This is a genomic window from Pseudomonas kitaguniensis, assembly GCF_049199985.1.
Taxonomy (GTDB): Bacteria; Pseudomonadota; Gammaproteobacteria; order Pseudomonadales; family Pseudomonadaceae; genus Aquipseudomonas; species Aquipseudomonas kitaguniensis.
In genome coordinates, this window is record NZ_JBLZPT010000001.1 from 1 (window position 1) to 16725 (window position 16725).

Consider the following 16725-nt stretch of genomic DNA (forward strand, 5'->3'; position numbering starts at 1 on the left):
AGTCTCGTGGGCTCGGAGCTGTGCATTAGTGACTTGTTTCAGTCAGCTTTTTTGTGGCAGGTGCACCGCTATCGGGAGCAAGCCCCCTCCCACAGTTTGGTCGGTTGTGTGTCAGTGACTGAACAGCTTGGCCATGGCGTTGAGCCGCTTTTTGTATACGCGGCGCGCTTCGAGGGCTTCTTCCAGGGTTACTGCCACAAACCCCGCTCGCTGGTTTGGCTGCATCTGCCCGATCAGGTCCAGGTCGGCGCTGATCACCGTGCCAATCATGGCGTAACCACCGCCCGACACGGCATCGCGATGCAACACGATCGGCTCCAGCCCGGCGGGCACTTGGATTGAGCCGATCGGGTAGCAACTGTCGACGATATTCGAGGGGTCCGAACCCGCGCCAAACGGTTGCTCGCGAGGCTCAAAGCTCAAGGCGCTGCCGCCCTTGAAGCGATAGCCGATGCGGTCGGCCTCGGAACCGACTGTCCACGGTTCGGCAAAAAAGCTGCTCTTTGCTGCAGCCGTCAGCCGGTCGTAATACAGCCCCGGCACGACCCGCAGGGTCACATCGCCGCCGACTGAGCGACGCAATGCCATCGGCAAACTGTTGCCCGCACGCCCCTGCCCGCTGGCTTCGCCGATGGGCAACTCATCGCCTTCCTGCAAGCGCCGCCCATGAAACCCGCCGAGCGCACCCAGCGTGTAGGTCGAGCGACTGCCCAGCACCAGCGGCACGTCAATGCCCCCGGCCACGGCGAGGTAAGTGCGCGCGCCGGCCCTGGGGAATTCAAACCGCAGCACCTGCCCGGCGCGCACCTGAAACGCGGTGTCCTGGTGCACCACTTCGCCGTCCAGGCGCGGCGACATCAATGCGCCGCTGAGCGCCACCAGCGCGTCTTGTTGAAATGCCAGCTCCGGCCCAATCAGGGTGCATTCCAAACCGGCTGCGCCGGGCGGGTTACCCACCAAGTGGTTGGCCGCACTCAACGCGTACGGGTCCAACGCGCCCGACGGCGGGATGCCCAAGTGGTAATACCCTTCACGGCCGAGGTCCTGCACGGAAGTGGCGAGACCGGGTTTAAGCACCTTGATCATGCCAGCGCCTCCTGCAGGGTTTTCGGATAGCCGACAGGGTCGGCGAGAAAGTCGTCGAGGGAAAATTCCACCGGGCGAATGCGCAGGTCAAAACGCCCCGCGTCCACCTCGGCAACGGCCAGGTCATAGGCGTCACGGTCGATCGGTTTGAACTGCACGATGTCACCGGGGCGAAAGAACACCATGTGCGCCTTGAGGTACGCCAACTGCTGCGCCGGGTCGTAGATCGGCGCCGGGGTCACGCCAAACATCTGGTAACCACCGGCGCCACGCACCGAGTAAATACAGCCAAAACAGCCGCCATGCCCCAAGGTCAACTTGGGCGTGTCGGTGCGCGGCCGCAGGTATTTGGGCACCTGCAATTGCCGTTCACGCTCGACCATCTGGAACATGAACGGCAACCCCGCCACAAAGCCGACCATCGACACGAACCACGGCGCGCCACTGTGCGCGGCGATAAACGCGTCGACGTCGGCGAGGCCGTTGATGCGCGCGGCGTATTCCAAATCTGTGCCCGTGGGGTCTTGATGACGGTCGCGAAAACGCATCAGGGTTTCATGGGTCCACGGGTCGTTGTAGAGCACCGGAATTTCGATGATGCGCGTGTGCAAAGTGCGTTCAGCCACGGCCTGCGCTTCAGCGCTTTGCACGGCATCGAGCAGCGCATACGGCGCAATGCGGTCGGGGTCGAAGCGAATCTGGAACGACGCGTTAGCCAGGCACACATCCAGCACGCCTTCGAGCGCCAGGCGTTCTACGGCGCGAGTCACGGCCATGCCTTTAAAAAAGGCCTCCAGCGACATGCTCTCGCTGACCTCGGCAAACAGGTGTTCATCACCGCCGAAGCTGTAGCGGATGGGGGATGTTTGGGCCATGTCTGTTCCTCTTGTAATCATTCTAGAAAGGCAGGCAAGCAGTGCGGTGTTGATGTTTTTCGATGTTTTTCGATGTTTTTATTCTGCAGTTCTGACGTCAATGCCCGCCAAATCCAAGGCCTCGCGGGTAGCCTCCACCAGTTCCAGCGCGCCTGGGGTGTCGCTGTGCAGGCAGATGGAATCGAATTCGATAAACAGGTCTTCGCCTTCAACGGTGCGCACCAACCCGGTCTGGCAAGCACGCAAAACTCGCGCCGCGACCGTGGCCGGGTCCAGCGCGCGCACGTTGCGGGTAAACACGATGGAGCCGGTCATGTCGTATTCCCGGTCGGCGTAAAACTCGCGCACCACCGGTTGCCCCAGCTCTTTGGCGATACGCCAGATCACCGAGTGGGGCATGCAATACAGCAACAGCGTTGGCTCGATAATTTGCAAGTTTTGCACCAGCAACCGCGCGGCGTCTTCATCGCGGGCCAGGTGCATGTAGAGCGCGCCGTGGGGCTTGATGTGTTGCAGGGCCACGCCTTGCGCACGCGCGATTTCACGCAGCGCGCCGAGTTGGTAGAGGATGTCGTCCACCAGTTCCTGAGGCGGCGCATTCAGGTGCCTGCGGCCAAACCCAACGAGGTCGCGAAACCCCGGATGCGCGCCGATGGCCACGCCGAGCTGCTTGGCGCGCTCGACGGTGCGGCGCATGGTGCCGGGGTCGCCGGCGTGGAAGCCGGTGGCGATATTCGCCGAGCTGATATACGCCATCAGCTCGGCGTCGACGCCATCGCCGATGGTCCAGGGGCCGAAGCTTTCGCCCATGTCTGAATTGAAATCCACTGACTGCATCGAGGTCGCTCCGCCAAAGATGATGCTCGAAAAGTAGGCTGGCGCTTGACCCCTTGGGAAGATCTATTATCAGATAGCCCATCTTCTGAAAATCAGATAAAGCGATAAAGATCGTTCCCACGCGTGGGAACCAGCAGCAAAGGCGCGCAGTGCGTGGAGCCATCAGTTGGGAGAGTTGCATGTCATTGACCTTGCGCCAAATTCGCTACTTCGTCGCCACCGCTGAAATCGGCCAGATTTCTCAGGCGGCGATTCACCTGAACATCTCGCAGTCGGCGGTGACCACGGCGATCAAGGAATTGGAGGCCATGCTCGGCGTGCAGTTGTTCGTGCGCTCGGCGCAGGGCATGAACCTGACCGACGCCGGGCGGCACTTTCTCAACCGTGCTTATGTGATCCTGCGCAGCGTCGACGACGCGTTGAACAGCCCGCTGCCGGATTACCGCGCCAGCGGCGTGCTGCGTATCGCCGCCAGTTACACGGTGCTTGGCTATTTTTTGCCACACCACTTGCAGCGCATGGAACACTGGCACCCGGACGTGACCATCGAGGTGTTCGAGCAGGAACGCCAGGCCATCGAACACGGCCTGCTCGACGGCCAGTTCGACATGGCCGTGGTGCTGACCGCCAACCTCACCCACGCAGATATTGTCTCGGAAATCTTGTTCAACTCGGAACGCCGCCTGTGGCTGCCCAGCCATCACCCGCTGTGCGAACGCGGCGCAGTGAGCCTGGCGGATGTGGCACAAGAGCCGTACATTTTGCTCACCGTCGACGAAGCCGAACACAGCGCCATGCGCTATTGGGAACAGGCCAGGCAGACGCCCAAGGTGCGGCTGCGCACCAGTTCGGTGGAGGCGGTGCGCAGCATGGTTGCCAATGGCAGCGGCGTGGCGATTCTGTCAGACCTGGTGCACCGGCCTTGGTCGCTGGAAGGCAAACGCATCGAAACCCTGACCGTCACCGACCCGGTCACACCGATGAGCGTGGGCCTGGCCTGGCACCGCGAGCGGGCGTTTACCCCGGCGATGCAGGCGTTTCGGGATTACTTCCACGACGCCTTCCTGGCGCCGCAACAGTTGTCGGCGCGACGTTAGAGCTGCGCTTGCAAGGTGGCGGCCAGCCAGTCCATAAACACCCGCACCCGCTGTGGCAGGTGCCGTTGCCCGGCGTACAGCAACGACACGTCCAGCGCTGGCGCCGGGTAGTCTGGCAATACCGCTACCAGCTCGCCGCTGTCGAGTAAGTCACGCATCCCCAACACCGGCACCTGGATAATGCCGAAGCCGCCCAGGCACGCCGATTTGTACGCATCGGTGCTATTGACCGTGACGCGCCCCGCCATCGGCACGCGGTGCACCTTGTTACCGAGCTGGTATTCAAACCCCGCCGAGCGCGAACCCAACGGGCGCACGTAATGCACCAATTGATGGTTCGCCAGGTCGGCCAATGTCTCGGGCTTGCCATAACGCTGCAGGTATTCGGCGCTGACACAGTTAACCATCGGCATGCTGTACAGCAGCCGCGCCACCACTGACTGGTCCGGTTGCGCGCCGACCCGCAGCACGCAATCGAAGCCTTCGGCGAGCAGGTCGACTTGGCGGTCGGTGGTGCTGATCTCCAGCTCGATCAACGGGTGCGCCTGCATAAAGTGCGGCAGGCGCGGCAAGATCAGATCCCGCGCCATTACGTTGGGCATGTCGACGCGAATGCGCCCGCTGAGTTGCGCTTCGTTTTGGCGGAACAGGCCTTCAAGTTCCTCCATGTGCGCCAGCAAGTCTTTGCTGCGCTCGTACAAAACGCGCCCGTCCTGAGTGGCCTGCACCTTGCGCGTGGTGCGCTGCAACAGCCGCGCGCCGAGCAATTCTTCGAGCGCCTGCACATGCTCCGACACGGTCGAGCGTGGCAGCCCGAGGCTCTCGCCCGCTTGGGTAAAACTCGACAGCTCAGTGACCCGCACAAAGGTGCGCAACAGTTCCAGCTTGTTCATTGGATTGTTCGCTTTATCCGGCCAGTGATTCCGATAGCGCCCTGTTTATCACGTTAGGAGCGGACAAATACACTGCGTCCCACCACCACTCACAGGGAAACACACCATGACTCGCAAAATCGCACTGATCACTGGCGCCAGCCGCGGCCTGGGCAAAAGCGCCGCGCTGCAACTGGCGGCGCAAGGCGTCGACATTGTGGGCACTTATCACAGCAAGGCCGACGAGGCGCAGGCGCTGGTGGCGCAGATCGAGCAGTTGGGCGGTCGCGCGGCGATGCTGCAGTTGGACGTGAGCCAGAGCGCAACCTTCGCGGGTTTCGGTGACGACGTTGCCCGCGTGCTCAAGGATGTTTTCGCACGGGAGCATTTCGACTTTCTGATCAATAACGCCGGTATTGGCATTCACGCAAGCTTCGCCGAAACCACTGAAGCGCAGTTCGATCAGTTGCTGGCGATCCAGTTCAAAGGCCCGTTTTTCTTGACCCAAAAGCTCTTGCCGCTGATCCGCGACGGTGGCCGCATCCTGAATATTTCCAGCGGCCTGGCACGCTTCAGCCTGCCCGGCTACGCCGCCTATGCCGCCATGAAAGGCGCGATGGAAGTGCTGACCCGCTACCAGGCCAAGGAACTCGGCGCGCGCGGTATCAGCGTAAACATTCTGGCGCCTGGCGCGATTGAAACCGACTTCGGCGGCGGTGCGGTGCGCGACAATGCCAACCTCAACGCCATGGTGGCAACCAACACGGCATTGGGCCGCGCCGGCTTACCGGACGATATTGGCGGGGCGATTGCCAGCCTGCTCGCCGACGGCAGCCACTGGATTACCGGGCAGCGTATCGAGGCTTCGGGCGGCATGTTTTTGTAAGCGCTTTTCGCGCAACACGTCATAGGCCCAGTGATACACATAGGTGTACGGCAGAAAAAACAGCAGCACACCTATGTCCAGAATAAATGCCTGCATCAGGCTGATGTTCAGCCACGCGGCTATCAACGGCACGCACACCAGGATCAGGCCGCCTTCGAACAACGCGGCGTGCAGCACGCGGGTCCAGCCACTGTTGGCCAGTTGCAGGCGCGCCTTCAGACGGTCAAACAAACCGTTGAAGATCACGTTCCAGGCCAACGCCATCAGGCTGATCGCCAGGGTGACCATGCCCATTTCCAGGGCGGGCTTGCGCATGATCCACGCCAACAATGGGGTGCAGATCAATAGCGCCAGCGCCTCAAAACCAATGGCTTGGCAAACGCGTTCAGTAATCGATTTGGTAGGGCTCATGACCCGGCTCCGTGAGTGAACAGGGTTGCCATCATTACCCGCGAGCTCGATACTTCATAACCAATAACCATCGATCAAGGCGATAGCCATGGCCTCCCACGAAGTGCTGCAGGCGTTTGTACAGGCCGCCACCCTAGGCTCGTTTTCGGCGGCGGCGCGCAAGCTGGGCAAAAGCCAGTCGACCATCAGCGCGGCGGTGGCCAGCCTGGAGATCGACCTCAACGTGGTGCTGTTTGATCGCAGCAGCCGCAAGCCAACCCTCACGCCCGCTGGCCACGTGTTGTTGCAACGGGCCGAGCAGGTGCTGGAGGCCAGCAGCCGGCTTGAGCTGACGGCGAGCCAGTTGTCACAGGGGCTGGAGCCGAAGCTGACCGTTGCGATGTCGGACACTTACCAGTCCGACCGCTTTGAAATCGCGCTTAAAGCTTTTGAGCAACGCTACCCGGACCTTGAGCTGGAATGCCTGATCGCCGAGTGCGAAGACTTGATCGCGCTGGTGCAGAGCGGCCGAGCGCAGGTGGCGTTTATCGAGCAACAGGGCAGCTACCCACCCGACCTCACGGGTTCGCCAGTCGAAGAACGCACGGAAATCGCCCTGTTTGTCGCGCCGCAACACCCGTTGGCCAGCCTGAAAAACGTAACCGCGTATATTTTGCAGCAGCACCGCGAACTGCGCCTGGCCAGCATCATTAACCCGAACGAAACCCGCGCCGGCGGCCGTGTGTGGTCGGCGCCGAGTTATTTGATGCTGATGGAAATGGCGCAACTGGGCTTTGGCTGGGCGCCGTTGCCACGCTGGCTGGTGGAGCGCTTCGATGGCGGCCGCCTGGTCGAACTCAAGGCGCGCGGTTGGCCGTGCTCGGTGGCGGTCGATGCGCTGTGGTCACGGCATCATCCGCCGGGGCCGGCAGGGAGTTGGTTACTCGGCAAAATGCTGGAATAAGGCGTCCGCTGAAAACTACTATCGCGTTGGGCAAACCGGCTAGAATCCGCGCACCTTTGTAGGATTTCGGATGCGCCACCGATGGAAACCCGCCTCGTCCCCTATGAGACGCTGAGCCTTGTGCAAAAACAGCAGCTCGACGCGCTGCAAGTGCACCCCGAGCAACTGGGGTTTTCCGGCGATATTTATTGCGCGCTGAACAGCGTATTGGTCAACCCCAGCCCGGGCATCAAGGGCTTCGCCCTGCTCGCCGAGGATATTCCGGTGGCATTCCTGCTACTCAAACGCCCACCGTGTCTGCCGCATTGGGCCGACGAACAGAGTGCCACGCTGCACGCGCTGCAGGTGGATCGAAATCAACAGGGCCGTGGCTTCGGCAAAGCCTGCCTGCACGCGCTGCCCGAAGCAGCGCGGCAAGCGTGGCCGCAGATCCAGGCGCTGGAGTTGTCGGTGGACATCAACAACGTGGCGGCGATGGGTTTGTACCTGAAGGCCGGGTGGGTGGACTGCGGGCAGGCCTACAAGGCGCGGGTTGGGTATGAGCGCCGGCTGACGCTCGCATTGGGGTGAGCGGGCAAGCCCGCCCGCGCGCCACAAAAGTCCCAGGCCAGTAACCAACTACAGCCCACTGGCCAAAAGCAGGTCGCCCAAGCTGTTGCGTTACTTGGCTTCAATCGGCAACCAGACCTCTACCGTCCCGGTGCCCTTCTTCCCGTCAAAATCTGCGCTATAGCGCTCGAAATCCGCCCCGGCCACCTTGTAGCCCGAGTGCGGCAACCACTCGAACATGATGCGTTCGTAGGTCTGCGCAAGCGCCTGCACCGCGCCGTAGTGCGGGAACACTGCATAGTGATGCGGCGGAATTTCGATGTATTCGAAGTTGCTCGGCACGTCGCCTTTGGCGGGTACTTCAACCCCGGCCATGTAATCAAATTCGTCATGGTGGGGGTTATGGCAAACGCCATACGTCACGCCGCCGACACGCTTTTTGATGTCCTTGATGCAGGTATCAAACAATTCCCACAACTTGGGAATATCACCCACAGTGGCCTTTGAATAACGCCCTTGTACACCGGCAATCACCAAGGCTTTGCCGTCTTCCATGCGCGGCGCTAACGGTTGTTTTGTCTGCTGATCCATCTGAACAGTCTCCTTCTTGTCAGGGCACAAACCCGTACCGAGTATAGGGGCAAGTGCGCGCTGTACTCCAAGCAGAAATTTTTGCGGTGCCATCTGGACAACCGGCCATCATCGACCGTATTGTCAGCCCCGCAGGCCACCGCAGTGGCCGACGTCGCTCGGACGGTTCCGGGCGCTTACGTACTCTTGAGGCAACAATGGCTAACCAAGGTTTGCCGCGCCGCTTTGCGCGCATCGATCGACTCCCCCCTTACGTGTTTAATATCACTGCCGAGCTGAAGATGGCTGCGCGTCGGCGCGGCGAAGACATCATCGACTTGAGCATGGGTAACCCTGACGGCCCCACGCCACCGCATATCGTCGAGAAAATGGTCACCGTCGCCCAGCGTGAAGACACGCACGGCTACTCCACGTCCAAGGGCATTCCGCGCCTGCGTCGGGCCATTTCGCGCTGGTACAAGGACCGCTATGAAGTGGACATCGACCCGGAAACCGAAGCCATCGTGACCATCGGTTCCAAGGAAGGCCTGGCGCACTTGATGCTGGCTACCCTGGACCAGGGCGACACGGTTTTGGTGCCGAACCCCAGCTACCCGATTCACATCTACGGTGCGGTGATTGCCGGCGCCCAAGTGCGCTCGGTGCCGCTGGTGCCGGGCGTGGACTTTTTCGACGAGCTGGAACGGGCGATTCGCGGGTCGATTCCCAAACCCAAGATGATGATCCTGGGCTTCCCGTCCAACCCGACCGCGCAGTGCGTAGAGCTGGATTTTTTCGAGCGGGTGATCGCCCTCGCCAAGCAGTACGACGTGCTGGTGGTACACGATTTGGCCTACGCCGACATCGTTTATGACGGCTGGAAAGCCCCCTCGATCATGCAAGTACCCGGCGCCAAGGACATTGCGGTGGAGTTTTTCACCCTGTCCAAGAGCTACAACATGGCCGGCTGGCGTATTGGTTTTATGGTCGGTAACCCGGAGCTGGTCAACGCGTTGGCGCGCATCAAGAGTTACCACGACTACGGCACCTTCACCCCGCTGCAAGTGGCGGCGATTGCCGCGCTGGAAGGCGACCAACAGTGCGTGAAAGACATTGCCGAGCAGTACCGTCAGCGCCGCAACGTGCTGGTCAAAGGCCTGCATGAGCTGGGCTGGATGGTCGAAAATCCAAAGGCATCGATGTACGTGTGGGCAAAAATCCCGGAGGCGTATGCCGCCATGGGCTCGCTGGAATTTGCCAAGAAGTTGCTGTTGGAAGCCAAGGTGTGTGTGTCGCCGGGCATTGGCTTTGGTGAGTATGGCGATGATCACGTGCGCTTTGCGTTGATCGAGAACCAGGACCGGATTCGCCAGGCGGTGCGCGGTATCCGCGGGATGTTCAGGGCAGACGGGTTGATCGCCAAAGCCTGAGCCGATCCAACTGTAGAACTGCATCTTTGATGTAGCGCTGTGGCGCGGCAAGCGGGCCTGGGGGTGTTGTTCAGGTTGGGGATATATCCGGTATTTGGGTTATGGCTTGTATTGGTTTCGCTTTTACAGCGAGTCACTTTTGAAAGGACCGGAAGCCGGCCCAGCCAAAACTAACCAAAAGGTCCTCGCCCCACCACTCGGTGCCTCGCTTAGGCTCGGCATGCCCGCACACAGGCTTGAATCCGTGGGCCGCCGCGATGGGCCATCCTTGGCCCAGCGCGGCTAACCCGGCGTCCTGCCGGGTTACCCACGGATTCAAGCCTGCGTGCGGCCAGCGTGGTTTAACGGGGCGCTTCTTAGATCAAGATCACAAAGATCAAGAGCAAGAGCACGGCGGCCTGAAAGCCGACCTGAGTGGTTGAAGCAGATCAAGGGCGGCTTTGCATGCACAGCAGATCTGCTTTTTTTGCTTTTTTTGCTTTTTGTGGGAGGGGGCTTGCTCCCGATAGCGGTGTGTCAGTTGAAAAATATTTATCTGACACTCAGCAATCGGGAGCAAGCCCCCTCCCACAATTGTTTTTGCGCAGTGGTGGTTACACCACCAGCGACAGCAGCATGATAAAGATCAGCGCCACCACCGACAGGATGGTCTCCATCGCCGTCCAGGTCTTGAACGTCTCGGCCACGGTCATGTTGAAGTACTGCTTCACCAGCCAGAACCCGGCATCGTTGACGTGAGACAGGATCAACGAACCCGCGCCCGTGGCCAATACCAGCAGCTCACGGTTAACCCCCGGAATCAAACCCACCACCGGCACCACAATGCCCGCGCCGGTAATCGTCGCCACTGTGGCCGAACCGGTAGCGATACGAATCACCGCCGCCACCAGCCACGCCAGTAAAATCGGGTTGATCTGCGCGTTCACCGCCATGTGGCCGATCACGTCACCGACGCCGCTGGTGACCAGCATCTGCTTGAAGCCACCGCCGGCACCGATGATCAGGATGATCGCAGCGGTCGGCGCAAGGCTGGCGTCGAGCAACTTGAGGATTTGCTTGGAATGAATGCCCTGGCGATGGCCAAAGGTGTACAGCGACAGCAGCAACGCCAACAGCAATGCGGTGATCGGGTGACCGATCATGTCCATCCAGTTGCGCACTGCGTGGCCATCCGGCAGGCCGATGTCGGCGAAGGTTTTCAGCAGCATCAGGAACACCGGCAGCAACACGGTGATCAAGGTGATGCTGAAGCTCGGCAGGTTTTTGTGTTCCGACTCGCGGGCCAGTTGGTCGACCAGTTCCTGGGACGGGTTGCCTGGAATGTATTTGGCGATAAACGTGCCGAAGATCGGCCCGGCAATGATGGCGGTCGGCAGTGCGACGATCAGGCCGTACAGAATGGTCTTGCCGATGTCTGCGCCAAACACGCCGATGGCCAGCAGCGGGCCAGGGTGCGGCGGCACCAGGCCATGCACCGCCGACAGGCCGGCCAGCAGCGGGATACCGATTTTAATCAGCGACACGCCGGTGCGCCGCGCTACGATAAACACCAGCGGGATCAGCAACACAAAACCGATCTCGAAGAACAACGGAATGCCCACCAGGAACGCGGCGAACATCATGGCCCACTGGACTTTTTCCTTGCCGAAGGCGCGGATCAGGGTTTGCGCGATCTGATCGGCGCCGCCGGATTCGGCCATCAGCTTGCCGAGCATCGTGCCCAGCGCGAGGATGATGCCGACAAAGCCGAGCACCCCGCCGAAACCGTCCTGGAAGGCCTTGATGATCTTGTCCACGGGCATGCCCGAGGTCAGGCCAAGAAAGCCGGCCGCGATGATCAGTGCAATGAACGGGTGAACCTTGAACTTGGTGATCAGGACGATCAGCCCGATGATAGTAACCACTGCATCTAGCAGCAGATAGGACTCGTGGGACATGCCAAACATGGGGGGTCTCTCCTGTTTGTTGTTGTTATTAAAGCGGGTATTCAATCCTTCGCCGGGGATAGCGCTATCTTTTCCGGCAAAAAATTATTTGGATGGTTCAAAACCGTGTTGTTGCCACCAGGCATTGGTTTGCTCGGCGAGCGCCTCGACGCTGTCTTCGCTGGCGTTAAGCGCCAGCGTCAGCGGCTCGCCCACAGGCGATTCCAGGGTGGCGAACTGGCTGTCGATCAGGCTGGCTGGCATAAAATGGCCGGGGCGATGCGACACGCGGTCTGCCGCCACGGCACGGGTCAACTCCAGGAATACAAACCCCAGGCCCGGCGCAGCTTCACGCAGGTGGTCGCGGTATTTCTTTTTCAGCGCCGAGCAGGTGAGTACCGGGTGTTCACCGGCCTTGAGCGCACGGCGCAACTCATCGCAGAGGATGTCGAGCCAGCCGGCACGGTCGTCGTCGTTAAGCGGGTGGCCGGCGCTCATCTTTTCGATGTTCGCGGCGGGGTGAAAGCTGTCGCCTTCAATCGCGGTGGCGCCGTTCAGGTGGCACAGGGCTTCGCTGACGCTGGACTTGCCACAGCCGGAAACACCCATGATGACCAGGGCGGTAACAGGTTGACTCATGAAACACCTCAGGACGCAGATAGCGCTACCTTTGCAGGCGGTAAAACGCGTGCAAAAACAGGCTTTTCCCGCGCCGTCTTGTCATTTTTATGGAGTGACGCGTGCATCCTCTCCAATCATTTGAACCGGATCAGGCAACCCAACGTTCAAGTATTTGCAGCCATTTGGAGACAGCGCTACCTTAGTGCCTCGATTTTTGTTTGGCAAGCCGCCTGATGACCTCCAAGAACGATAAAAATACGCGCACTACCGGTCGCCCTACCCTTAATGAAGTCGCACGACTGGCCGGCGTCAGCCCAATTACCGCCTCCCGCGCCTTGCGTGGCATCAGCACCGTGGCCACCGAGCTGGTGGAAAAAGTGCAACTGGCCGCCGCCGAACTCAACTACGTGGTCAACCCCGCCGCCCGTGCCCTGGCGTCGGCGCAAAGCCACTCGGTGGTGGTGTTGGTGCCCTCGTTATCCAACCTGCTGTTTATCGAAACCCTTGAGGCTATCCATCAAGTGCTGCGGCCCAAAGGCTTCGAAGTGCTGATCGGCAACTCTCACTATTCGCGCGACGAAGAAGAAAACCTGCTGCGCAACTATATGGCCTACCAGCCACGCGGTTTGCTGCTGACCGGGTTTGACCGCACCGAAAGCGCGCGGCGGATGGTCGAAGCGAGCAATGTGCCGTGTGTGTACATGATGGACCTGGACCCCAACGCCGGGGTGAACTGCGTGGGTTTCTCGCAGTTGAATGCGGGTGAGACGGCAGCGGCGCATTTGCTCTCGCGTGGGCGCAAGCGCCTGGCGTATATCGGCGCGCAGTTGGACCAACGCACGCTGCTGCGCGGTGAAGGCTTTCGCCGTGCGCTGCAACATGCCGGCCTGTATGACCCCGCGCTGGAACTGCTGACACCGCGCCCGTCCTCAGTCGGCCTGGGGGGCGAGCTGTTTTTGCAACTGCTGGCCGCCCACCCGGACGTGGACGCGATTTTTTTCGGCAACGACGACCTGGCCCAGGGTGCGCTGCTCGAAGCCATGCGCCACGGCATCAACGTGCCGGAGCGGGTGGCGGTGCTGGGCTTCAACGATTTGCCGGCGTCAGCGTTTATGGTGCCGCGCCTGAGCAGCATCAGCACGCCGCGTGAGGCGATTGGGCGGCGCGCGGCTGAGCATTTACTGACGATCATGGCGGGTAACAAAATCGCCAAACCGGTGGTGGATATGGGCTTTGAGTTGCAGGTGCGCGAGAGTACCTGAGCCGCTGATTGCCTCGCGCTGTGTGGGAAGGATCAGGCGAGCGTAGGACGCCAGTAGGACGCGACTGACATTACGGTCAACACCGTGCTCCATTGCCTACGCTTACGTCAGAACCCACCGGCTTGCGCACTTGGGGAGCGAGCCACTAAGGTTTGCCGGTCGCTGAATTTCTCGGTGATCGGGTTTAGTTGCCCGACGTTTGGTCACCCTTAGTGCGCGAGCCTCACCCATGATCAAAGAAATTGAAAGTCCGCCAACCACGCTTTTCACCGTCATCCCCGATACAACCACCGAGACGCTGCTGATCAACAGCTACGAAACCGTGTGCTCGGTGCGCACCTTGTTGCTCGACCTGTCCGATGACCTCACCGGCAAACACCGCGATGTGGCCTTGGCGATTCACCAACTGAGCGAGCTGAGCGTATTGCTGGTGGGCCAGGCGATGGATCAGCACACACCCAGAATCCAGGGGGCCTGAAGGGTTTGCCTGCTAATCACACTCGCCGTCATTCATACCCACTGCTAAATTGGCCATTCTCCAACGCCAGGAAAGCACCATGGGACACTCACTGAAAATATTGGGCCGCACATCCTCCATCAATGTGCGAAAAGTGTTGTGGACATGCCAGGAGCTTGGCATCGACTACGTGCGTGAAGACTGGGGCATCGGCTTCAAGCCCACCCAATCCGCCGAATTCCTGGCCCTGAACCCCAACGCTCAAATACCCGTGCTGATCGACGACCACGGTGTGCTGTGGGAATCCAATACCATCTGCCGCTACCTCGTGAACCTCTACCAACGCCACGACCTGCTGCCCATCGCCCCCGCGCCGCGTGCGCGCATCGAGCAGTGGATGGACTGGCAAGCCACCGAACTCAACCCGTCGTGGGGTTACGCCTTCCAGGCCCTCGTACGTAAAAGCCCCGACCATCAAGACCCGCAACGCCTCCAGGCCGGGGTGCAGGCGTGGAATGACAAGATGGGCTTACTGGAACAACAGCTGGCCAGCACTGGCGCCTTTGTTGCCGGTGATGAATTTTCCCTCGCCGATATTCTGATCGGCCTCTCGGTACACCGCTGGCGGAGCACGCCCATGGCGCATCCGCCCTACCCCGCAGTCGAGGCTTATTACCAGAGGCTCAGCCAGCGCCAAGGCTTCAAGATCTTTGCATTAAGTGGTTACAATTAAACAAGCAATGATAAGCTCCCGGCGCCAAGCATCGCAGCTGACCGAGGGTTTCCCATGTCGACACTCACCACTTCTGCCATGGACGGCATCGACCCAACCCGTGCCGCGCACATCAGCGCGCGCATTGACCGCCTGCCCGCCGTCGCCACCCTCTGGCGCCTGGTGGCATTGCTCTCAATCGGCGGCTTTTTCGAGCTGTATGACCTGTTTCAAACCGCCTACATCAGCCCCGGTTTAATCAGCGACGGAATTTTCCACACCGGCGGCGAGGGCGTATTTGGCTTCTCCGACCAGGCGGCGTTTGCCTCGGCAACCTTCCTCGGCCTGTTCCTCGGCGCCAGCTTGCTCAGCCCGATTGCCGACCGTTTCGGGCGGCGCGCGATTTTTACCTTTGCGTTGATCTGGTACACGATCGCTACGGTGCTGATGGGCATCCAGACGTCCGCGCTGGGCGTTATCTGCATGCGCTTTCTGGTCGGCATCGGCCTGGGTATCGAGCTGGTAACCATCGACGCCTACTTGTCGGAACTGGTGCCCAAGCGCATGCGCAGTTCGGCCTTTGCCTTTGCGTTTTTCATCCAGTTTTTGTCGGTGCCTTCGGTGGCCTTGATGTCGTGGTGGCTGGTGCCCCAAGCGCCCTTCGGGATCTCTGGCTGGCGTTGGGTGGTACTGAGCAGCGCGGTGTTTGCGCTGTTTATCTGGCAACTGCGCAAGCGCCTGCCGGAATCACCGCGCTGGCTCGCGCAGAAAGGCCGTTTTGATGAAGCCGGGCAAATCGTCGACACCTTGGAGGCGCGTTGCCAAAAAGACCATGGCAAACCCTTGGATGAGCCGGAACCCGAAGCCGTCAGCGTGCACAGCAGCGGCCGTTTTGCCGATATATGGCAACCGCCCTACCGGCGCCGGGCATTGATGCTGATTGTGTTCCATGTGTTCCAGGCCATCGGTTTTTTCGGCTTCGGCAACTGGTTGCCAGCGCTGCTCTCGGGCCAGGGCCTCAGCGTGACGCATAGCTTGATGTACGCCTTTATCATCACCCTCGCCTACCCGCTTGGGCCGTTGCTGTTTGTGAAGGTGGCCAACCGCTTTGAAAACAAATGGCAGATCGTCGGCTCGGCCATGGGCTCGATGATTTTCGGCAGCCTGTTCGCGCTGCAAACCACGGCAGTGGGGCTGGTGATTTGCGGGGTGATGATCACCTTTTGCAACGCTTGGCTGAGCTTCAGTTATCACTCATACCAAGGCGAACTGTTCCCGACCAATATCCGCGCGCGGGCGGTGGGGTTTTGCTATTCGTTCAGCCGCTTGTCCACGGTGTTCAGCAGTTTATTGATCGGTTTTATTCTCGAACATCTGGGCACCCCGGGCGTATTGGCGTTTATCGCCAGCAGCATGTTGATCGTGATCATCACCATCAGCTGGTTCGGGCCGCGTACGCGTAACCTGGCGTTGGAAAATATCGCCCACTGACGGCAACGGTTGGCCGCCTGCGCGACAATAGTTGCCGCGACGGCCACCCCTTACTCAACAAAACCGGGAGTCTGGCGCCCGGCATGCTATTTGCTGGACGTAGTGCACCGAACAAATTCGCAGGTGACCGACCATGCTGGTTAACAACAACACTCAAGCCGTGTCGACGATCGAAAAGCTCAAGCGCTCCGACATGGACCCGGCCAACGCCGCTGCCAGTACGTTGTACAGCGGTGCCGTGCAGGCGGCGCAACAAAGCATCACCGTGCCGACCGCGCAGAAGGACCTGAACAAGGCCAGCGATCGCATCGACGAAGCGTTCGCTAAAACCCGCGTGCAGTTGCAAGCCACAACAGCGGCGACCACGGCAACCACGGATGTACCGGCAACCGGTTCGACCACCAGCACCGCACGTACCGACTTCAGCGACTACATGAAGCTGTCCCCGGCCGAACGCATCCGCGAGCAACTGCTCAAGGAACAGGGTTTGACTGAGGTACAAGTGCAGGCAATGCCGCAGGAAAAACAGGACGCGATTGGCAAGCAAGTCGCTGATCGCGTGAAGCAGCAGCAAGAACAGCAGGTAGCCGCGAAAACCGCTGACCCGCAGGCGCAAGCGCTGAAAGAAACCCTGGCCGCGCTCTGAACGCGCAGCCATTGAAGGGTGGCGCCACACCGGCTGCCACCCTTGCTCAACTAAT

18 protein-coding genes are annotated in these 16725 nt (G+C 60.5%); 10 read left to right on the top strand and 8 right to left on the bottom strand.

The window, feature by feature from the left end; genetic code table 11:
* Positions 1-111: 111 nt before the first annotated feature.
* The 3 genes from ACOZK9_RS00005 to ACOZK9_RS00015 form a co-directional block, all read right to left on the bottom strand.
* Positions 112-1086 (bottom strand): 5-oxoprolinase subunit C family protein, encoded by a 975-nt coding sequence (locus tag ACOZK9_RS00005; protein ID WP_058415667.1) that lies wholly within the window; start codon positions 1084-1086, stop codon positions 112-114.
* Complete coding sequence (locus ACOZK9_RS00010) at positions 1083-1961, bottom strand: 5-oxoprolinase subunit B family protein (protein ID WP_058415668.1); 879 nt, start codon at positions 1959-1961, stop codon at positions 1083-1085. Before ACOZK9_RS00010 ends, ACOZK9_RS00005 begins: the two co-directional genes overlap by 4 nt.
* Positions 1962-2039: 78 nt before the next feature.
* Complete coding sequence (locus ACOZK9_RS00015) at positions 2040-2798, bottom strand: 5-oxoprolinase subunit PxpA (protein ID WP_421555056.1); 759 nt, start codon at positions 2796-2798, stop codon at positions 2040-2042.
* A gap of 179 nt (positions 2799-2977) precedes the next feature.
* On the opposite strand from ACOZK9_RS00015, the gene ACOZK9_RS00020 reads away from it, so the two are divergent.
* Positions 2978-3895 carry a LysR family transcriptional regulator gene (locus tag ACOZK9_RS00020; RefSeq protein WP_152750540.1) on the top strand — a complete coding sequence of 306 codons (918 nt, stop codon included), beginning with the start codon at positions 2978-2980 and terminating at the stop codon, positions 3893-3895.
* Here ACOZK9_RS00020 and ACOZK9_RS00025 read toward each other — a convergent pair.
* On the bottom strand, positions 3892-4788 hold the full coding sequence (locus ACOZK9_RS00025) for a LysR family transcriptional regulator (RefSeq protein ID WP_152750538.1): 897 nt from the start codon (positions 4786-4788) through the stop codon (positions 3892-3894). The genes ACOZK9_RS00020 and ACOZK9_RS00025 overlap by 4 nt on opposite strands.
* A gap of 106 nt (positions 4789-4894) precedes the next feature.
* Here ACOZK9_RS00025 and ACOZK9_RS00030 point away from each other — a divergent pair, with 106 nt between their 5' ends.
* Positions 4895-5653: an SDR family NAD(P)-dependent oxidoreductase gene (locus ACOZK9_RS00030; protein WP_152750536.1), complete on the top strand. Its 759-nt coding sequence runs from the start codon at positions 4895-4897 to the stop codon at positions 5651-5653.
* Here the strand turns inward: ACOZK9_RS00030 and ACOZK9_RS00035 are convergent.
* Positions 5552-6064: a multidrug/biocide efflux PACE transporter gene (locus ACOZK9_RS00035; RefSeq protein WP_152747241.1), complete on the bottom strand. Its 513-nt coding sequence runs from the start codon at positions 6062-6064 to the stop codon at positions 5552-5554. The genes ACOZK9_RS00030 and ACOZK9_RS00035 overlap by 102 nt on opposite strands.
* Before the next feature lie 88 nt (positions 6065-6152).
* Between ACOZK9_RS00035 and ACOZK9_RS00040 the strand changes: the two genes are divergently transcribed.
* On the top strand, positions 6153-7007 hold the full coding sequence (locus ACOZK9_RS00040; protein ID WP_421555057.1) for a LysR family transcriptional regulator: 855 nt from the start codon (positions 6153-6155) through the stop codon (positions 7005-7007).
* Positions 7008-7088: 81 nt separating this feature from the next.
* Entirely contained in the window at positions 7089-7577 is a 489-nt protein-coding gene (locus ACOZK9_RS00045) for a GNAT family N-acetyltransferase (protein ID WP_421555058.1), read from the top strand.
* Between the two features lie 90 nt (positions 7578-7667).
* On the opposite strand, the gene ACOZK9_RS00050 is transcribed toward ACOZK9_RS00045, so the two are convergent.
* Positions 7668-8147: a GyrI-like domain-containing protein gene (locus tag ACOZK9_RS00050; RefSeq protein WP_152747244.1), complete on the bottom strand. Its 480-nt coding sequence runs from the start codon at positions 8145-8147 to the stop codon at positions 7668-7670.
* A gap of 197 nt (positions 8148-8344) precedes the next feature.
* On the opposite strand from ACOZK9_RS00050, the gene alaC reads away from it, so the two are divergent.
* Entirely contained in the window at positions 8345-9556 is a 1212-nt protein-coding gene (gene alaC, locus ACOZK9_RS00055; RefSeq protein WP_058415677.1) for an alanine transaminase, read from the top strand.
* Between the two features lie 593 nt (positions 9557-10149).
* Here alaC and ACOZK9_RS00060 read toward each other — a convergent pair.
* Together ACOZK9_RS00060 and ACOZK9_RS00065 are read right to left on the bottom strand one after the other, a co-directional pair.
* Positions 10150-11502: a GntP family permease gene (locus tag ACOZK9_RS00060; RefSeq protein WP_421555059.1), complete on the bottom strand. Its 1353-nt coding sequence runs from the start codon at positions 11500-11502 to the stop codon at positions 10150-10152.
* A gap of 84 nt (positions 11503-11586) precedes the next feature.
* Positions 11587-12120 (bottom strand): gluconokinase, encoded by a 534-nt coding sequence (locus tag ACOZK9_RS00065; RefSeq protein WP_099240066.1) that lies wholly within the window; start codon positions 12118-12120, stop codon positions 11587-11589.
* Between the two features lie 212 nt (positions 12121-12332).
* Between ACOZK9_RS00065 and gntR the strand changes: the two genes are divergently transcribed.
* The 5 genes from gntR (at position 12333) to ACOZK9_RS00090 (ending at position 16670) form a co-directional block, all read left to right on the top strand.
* Positions 12333-13364 (top strand): HTH-type transcriptional regulator GntR, encoded by a 1032-nt coding sequence (gene gntR, locus ACOZK9_RS00070; protein ID WP_161936714.1) that lies wholly within the window; start codon positions 12333-12335, stop codon positions 13362-13364.
* Between the two features lie 229 nt (positions 13365-13593).
* Positions 13594-13842, top strand: coding sequence for a DUF6124 family protein (locus ACOZK9_RS00075; protein WP_058414414.1), 249 nt, complete (start codon positions 13594-13596; stop codon positions 13840-13842).
* Between the two features lie 79 nt (positions 13843-13921).
* On the top strand, positions 13922-14554 hold the full coding sequence (locus tag ACOZK9_RS00080; protein WP_058414415.1) for a glutathione S-transferase family protein: 633 nt from the start codon (positions 13922-13924) through the stop codon (positions 14552-14554).
* 54 nt (positions 14555-14608) lie between these two features.
* Positions 14609-16024, top strand: coding sequence for an MFS transporter (locus ACOZK9_RS00085; RefSeq protein ID WP_058414416.1), 1416 nt, complete (start codon positions 14609-14611; stop codon positions 16022-16024).
* Positions 16025-16157: 133 nt separating this feature from the next.
* Positions 16158-16670, top strand: coding sequence for a hypothetical protein (locus ACOZK9_RS00090; protein ID WP_421555060.1), 513 nt, complete (start codon positions 16158-16160; stop codon positions 16668-16670).
* Positions 16671-16725: the final 55 nt, after the last annotated feature.